The 5,023-nt window shown below is 66.8% G+C and carries 5 protein-coding genes; 2 read left to right on the top strand and 3 right to left on the bottom strand.

Features of this window, described 5'->3' with window-relative positions; translation table 11 throughout:
* On the top strand, positions 1 to 834 hold an 834-nt coding region (gene nadE / locus ABZD10_RS13580; protein ID WP_372887261.1), incomplete at its 5' end, for an NAD(+) synthase.
* Between the two features lie 382 nt (positions 835 to 1,216).
* Complete coding sequence (locus tag ABZD10_RS13575; RefSeq protein WP_372887259.1) at positions 1,217 to 2,398, top strand: DUF2235 domain-containing protein; 1,182 nt, start codon at positions 1,217 to 1,219, stop codon at positions 2,396 to 2,398.
* Between the two features lie 17 nt (positions 2,399 to 2,415).
* Here ABZD10_RS13575 and ABZD10_RS13570 read toward each other — a convergent pair whose 3' ends face one another.
* The 3 genes from ABZD10_RS13570 to ABZD10_RS13560 form a co-directional block, all read right to left on the bottom strand.
* The gene (locus tag ABZD10_RS13570; protein ID WP_372887258.1) at positions 2,416 to 3,090 is read right to left on the bottom strand and encodes a nitroreductase; all 675 of its coding nucleotides are present in this window, start codon (positions 3,088 to 3,090) and stop codon (positions 2,416 to 2,418) included.
* 4 nt (positions 3,091 to 3,094) lie between these two features.
* Positions 3,095 to 4,204, bottom strand: coding sequence for a primosomal protein N' (replication factor Y) - superfamily II helicase (locus ABZD10_RS13565; protein WP_372887257.1), 1,110 nt, complete (start codon positions 4,202 to 4,204; stop codon positions 3,095 to 3,097).
* Between the two features lie 204 nt (positions 4,205 to 4,408).
* On the bottom strand, positions 4,409 to 5,023 hold a 615-nt coding region (locus ABZD10_RS13560), incomplete at its 5' end, for an SPFH domain-containing protein (protein WP_372887255.1).

Below are 5,023 nucleotides of genomic sequence, written 5' to 3'. Positions count from 1 at the left end.
TACATGGGCAAGACCGGCTTCAAGAAGGTGCTGTTGGGTCTGTCGGGCGGCATCGACTCGGCGCTGGTGGCGACCATCGCGGTGGATGCCTTGGGCGCAGAGAATGTGCGCTGTGTGATGCTGCCGTCGGAATATACCTCGCAGGGGTCTTTGGACGACGCCAAGGACATCGCCGAGCGGCTGGGCGTGCGCTATGACTTCGTGCCGATCGCCGAAGGGCGCGCCGCGATCACCAACACGCTGGCCCCTTTGTTCGAGGGCACCGAGCCGGGGCTGACCGAGGAAAACATCCAGTCGCGCCTGCGCGGGCTTTTGTTGATGGCGCTGTCGAACAAGTTCGGCGAGATGCTGTTGACCACCGGCAACAAATCCGAGGTCGCGGTGGGCTATGCCACGATCTATGGCGATATGGCGGGCGGCTACAACCCGATCAAGGACATGTACAAGACGCGGGTGTTCGAGACCTCGCGCTGGCGCAACGCGGTGCATCGCGACTGGATGATGGGGCCGAAGGGCGAGGTCATCCCGGTGCCGATCATCGACAAGCCGCCCTCGGCCGAGCTGCGCCCGGATCAGAAGGACGAGGACTCGCTGCCGCCCTATGAGGTGCTGGATGCGATCCTGACCATGCTGGTGGACGAAGAGAAATCGGTGGCCGACTGCGTCGCGGCCGGGTTCGACCGCGAAACGGTCAAGCGGGTCGAACACCTGCTTTATATATCCGAGTACAAACGCTTTCAGTCCGCCCCCGGCGCGCGGCTGTCCAAGAAAGCCTTCTGGCTGGACCGGCGTTATCCGATCGTCAACCGGTTCCGCGACGAAAGCGGCGCCTGAGCCTGCCCCGGCTTGCTGTTTTGCGCCGCCGCGCCCCGGGGTTACGGGATCGAAAGCATTTTGCAGAATGCTTTCAACGCTTGCTGCGCCCGGGCGGCGCCCCCTGCCCCCCCTGTGCACCCGCTTGTGCACCCGCTTGCGCGGCGGGCATCGCAGCGGCGCAAAAGCGCGCGCGGGGCCGCGTTCACGGCATTGTTTTCGCCCGGATGATGCAGCAACAAGGCCCTGCACATACGTAAAGATTTGACGAAACCGGGATTAGCCCGGATAGTTAACGCAATAGCGAAGCCTGAAAAACGGGCTGTACGACCTGAATTCGAGCAGTTCTTCGCGCTTTTGGGCAATTCGTCAAACGCGACCGGAGGTTTGAAATAACTAAGACATGAACCTGTCTGAACTCGGCAAGAAACTTCTTGGATGGCTTGGGCGCCCCCTGCGCCGGGACCATACCAAGGCGCGCGGCCGGGGACAGCAGACCCATGTCATCATCCTTGACGGCACCATGTCGTCGCTGGAGCCGGGCCAGGAAACCAATGCCGGGATCGCCTATCGGCTGTTGCAGGAAATGAACGGCGCGGTCACGCTTTACTACGAGGCCGGCGTGCAGTGGGATGAATGGCGCACGACGCTTGACGTGATGATGGGGCGCGGGCTGAACCGGCAGATCCGCCGCGCCTACGGGTTTCTGGCCTCGCGCTATCGCCCGGGGGACCGGATCTTCCTGATCGGCTATTCGCGCGGCGCCTTCGCCGTGAGGTCGCTGGCCGGCATCATCGACCGGGTCGGGCTGTTGCGGTCCTATTGCGCCACCGAACGCAACGTGCGCCAGGTCTATCGCCTGTATGAAAGCAACCCCGACGGCGATGCCGCGCGCGCCTTTGCCGCCGAGAACTGCTATCCGGCGACCGAGATCGAGATGATCGGGGTCTGGGACACGGTCAAGGCGCTGGGGCTGCGGTTGCCGGTCCTGTGGCGGCTGACCGAGGAACGCCATGCCTTTCACAACCACCAGCTTGGCACCATCGTGCGCCACGGGTTTCAGGCGCTGGCGCTGGACGAGACCCGCGAGGTGTTTTCGCCGGTGCTCTGGGAATGCGCCGACGACTGGCAGGGGCGCGCCGAGCAGGTCTGGTTCCGTGGCACCCATGGCGATATCGGCGGGCAGCTTGGCGGGATTCCCGAGGCGCGCCCGCTGTCCAACATCCCGCTGGTCTGGATGCTGGACAAGGCCGAGGGCTGCGGCCTGCCGCTGCCCGAGGGCTGGCGCGACAGGTTCGAGACCGACCCCGAGGCGCCCTCGGTCGGCACCTGGAGCGGCTGGGGCAAGATGTTCCTGATCCGCAAGCGCCGCATCGTCGGCCGCGACCCGTCGGAACGGATCCACGAAAGCGCCCGCGCCCATGTCGACGCGGACACCCTGAGAAGGCTCGAGCGGCGCCCGCCGGAAGCCGGTGACAGGGAACAGGACAGGGGCAAAGACGGGGGCAAAGACGGGGGCAGGAATAGTGACGGGGACAGGCCGGAACCGCGTCTCGGGATGCTTCAGATCACGGGAACCGACTGAGACCGCCGCCCCGGCGTTCACTCCTCATGCCAGGTCACCAGTTCGTCCAGCCCGGCGCGCCCGGTGCGGAAACCGTTGACCGGATGATCGGCATCGCCGTAGCCGAAGGCGATCGCCGCCAGCACCAGCTGATCCTCTTCCAGGTGCAGGAACTGCCTTACCGTCGCGGCGTAATAGGCGATCGAGGCCAGCGGTACGCTGGCCACCCCGCGCGCCTGGGCGGCAAGGCAGAAGGTGGTGATGAAGCCGCCGCAATCGAGGGTGCCATAGGGGCCGAGTTCGCGGTGGCAGGCGATCACCGCGACATGCGGCGCGCCGAAGAAACGGTAGTTCTCGCGCAGCTGCCTGCGGCGGGCCTCGGTGTCGCGCCGCGCGATGCCCAGCGCCTGATGCAGCCGCTGCGCGCAGTCCTGCGCCCGCGCCCGGCGGGGCCCGCTGTAGCGCATGGGATAGAAGTAATCCGCCTGCGGCGCGGTGCTGTCGCAGGCCGCGAGCATCGCCGCCGCGAAGTCCCCCGTGCGGCGCCCCGAGACGACATGCACCTGCCAGGGCTGCACGTTGCACCAGGAGGGTGCGCGCCCGGCGTCGCGCAGGATGGCTTCGATCACCGAGCGCGGCACCGGGTCGGGCCGGTAGGCGCGGCAGGAACGGCGCGCATCAAGCAGGTTTCCGAGGCTCTCGTCCGGGGTCATGGCGCTACTGGTTCTGGGCCAGGACGAAACCGACGGCGCCGGCAACGACCAGCGCCAGCAGCACCGCGAAGGCGATTTTCCAGGCCGACCACGGGCGTTCGCCCTGCACCTTGCCCGACTGCCCGTTGACCACGAAGCGATAGGTCTTGCCCCGGTACTTGTAGGCCGCCAGCCAGACCGGCAGCAGGATATGCTTGAAGGTGACGTCGCTGACCTTGGTGTTCATCTGGTGGATGCGCTGGCGGTCGCCGCCGATGTCGAAACGCACGTCGCGCTCGATCACCCGGTCCATATGGGCCCGGGCCTCGTCATAGCCTTCGTCCAGCGTCACCGTGTAGCCCTCGGCGGCGAAACCGGCGAGGAACTCGGGCGAATAGGGGCGCAGATCGCCGAGATCCCAGGGCTGCAGCGCGTCGGTGTAGCGCTTGGGCAGGGCGCGCGAGGCCAGCACCAAGACGTCGTCGAAGAAGCGCGCCACCCGGCCCGAGGCCGGCGACCAGCGGATTTTCTGCACCTGGCGCTGCTCTTGCTTGCCGTCCACGGTTACGGTTTGGGTGACGTAGTAGATGGTGCCGCGCTCGCCGCTGTATCTGGTCTTGGTATCGGCGTCATAGGTCCAGAAAGGCACGTAGATGCCGGTCATCCGCCGCCCCTTGCGGGCATATTCCCTGAGCCCGTTCGGTGCGAACCAGAGCCCGCCGAGCCAGTCGCTCATCGCCTTGTGCGCCTGCCGTTCGCTTTGCGAGAAGGGCAGCACCGCGCGCGGCTTGATCTGCCGGTGGGTGCCGGTATCGACCACCACCGGGGTAGCGCAGAACGGGCATTCGGCGGCATGGGTGGCGCTGTCGAACACCACCTCGGCGGCGCAGTTGGGACAGGTCGAGACCCGGGTTTCCTCGATCTCCTGCGCCGGCAGCTGATCGTTCAGCGCCTTGCGGAAGTCCAGCTCTCGGATGGTGGCCTGGCCACCGACCTCGCGCGGTTCGCTGTGGCCGCAATGGTCGCAGACCAGTTCGGCTTCGGTCGGATCAAAACGGTAATCCGCCCCGCATTGGGCACAGGGAAAGCGGTGGGTTTCTTCGGGGGCAGGAGGCGGCGGCGGGGTTTGGGACATGAGATTTGAGGCCTCCGGCGGGAGTATTTTTCAGCAAGATGAAGGGGCAGAGGGAATTGGGCTGCGCGTTGGCCCAGACCTGGAAAGCCCGCCAGATGGGGAACGGGGCGTGGCCCCAAACAGCAGGCTGTTGCAGACCAGCGCGCGCCCCTCTTTGGCAGAGTCATGTAGCCAATTCGGACCGGGAGAACGACTGAGCAAGGATCACGCTCCGGGCGGCGGTGGCGGCAGAATGGTGAACAGCTGGGCCAGCTCGGCGACATCTTCGGCGCGTTTCCAACCGTCCTGCCCGGCGGTCCAGACAAAGGTCTCGCGGGTCAGCGTGCCGGCGCTGGCCATGCGCCCCAGCTTGGCCCGGGAGAAGGGACCCGAAGTCGCGCCGTTTTCGGCAATATGCCAGACATGCTCGACCGGCGGCGGCGGCGGGGCCGCTTGCGCGGGCTGCGGCGCGGGGGCGGCCGCGGCCGGGCGGGCGCCCCAGGGGCCGGGCTGGGCCATTTGCTGGGCCATCGCCATGCCCATCCCCATTCCAAGCCCGGCGCCCATGCCGCCGCCGTTCGGGTTCTGGGCGGCGGCGGTCATCGCCTCGGCGGCCGAGAACTGGGTGTATTTGCCCAGATCGCCGACGATGCCGATCGAGGTGCGCTTGTCCATCGCCTCTTCGACCGCGGGGGGCAGCGAGATGTTCTCGATGTAAAGCTCGGGCATCGACAGGCCGTAGGCAGCGAGCGTGCCCGAGATTTCCGCCGCCACCAGCCGGCCGAGATCGGCGGTATTGGCGGCCATGTCGAGCACCGGGATGCCCGAGCCGGCGATCAC

This window comes from Shimia sp. (genome assembly GCF_041624275.1).
Taxonomy (GTDB): domain Bacteria; phylum Pseudomonadota; class Alphaproteobacteria; order Rhodobacterales; family Rhodobacteraceae; genus Shimia.
The sequence above is the reverse complement of the archived record's forward strand: the minus strand, read 5'-3'. Positions and strand labels throughout refer to the sequence as shown.

Bases quoted from the DNA above. Each gene is read 5' to 3' on its own strand.
- ABZD10_RS13575 (WP_372887259.1), top strand. From the start codon at position 1,217: ATGAACCTGTCTGAACTCGGCAAGAAACTTCTTGGATGGCTTGGGCGC.
- ABZD10_RS13570 (WP_372887258.1), bottom strand. From the start codon at position 3,090: ATGACCCCGGACGAGAGCCTCGGAAACCTGCTTGATGCGCGCCGTTCC.
- ABZD10_RS13565 (WP_372887257.1), bottom strand. From the start codon at position 4,204: ATGTCCCAAACCCCGCCGCCGCCTCCTGCCCCCGAAGAAACCCACCGC.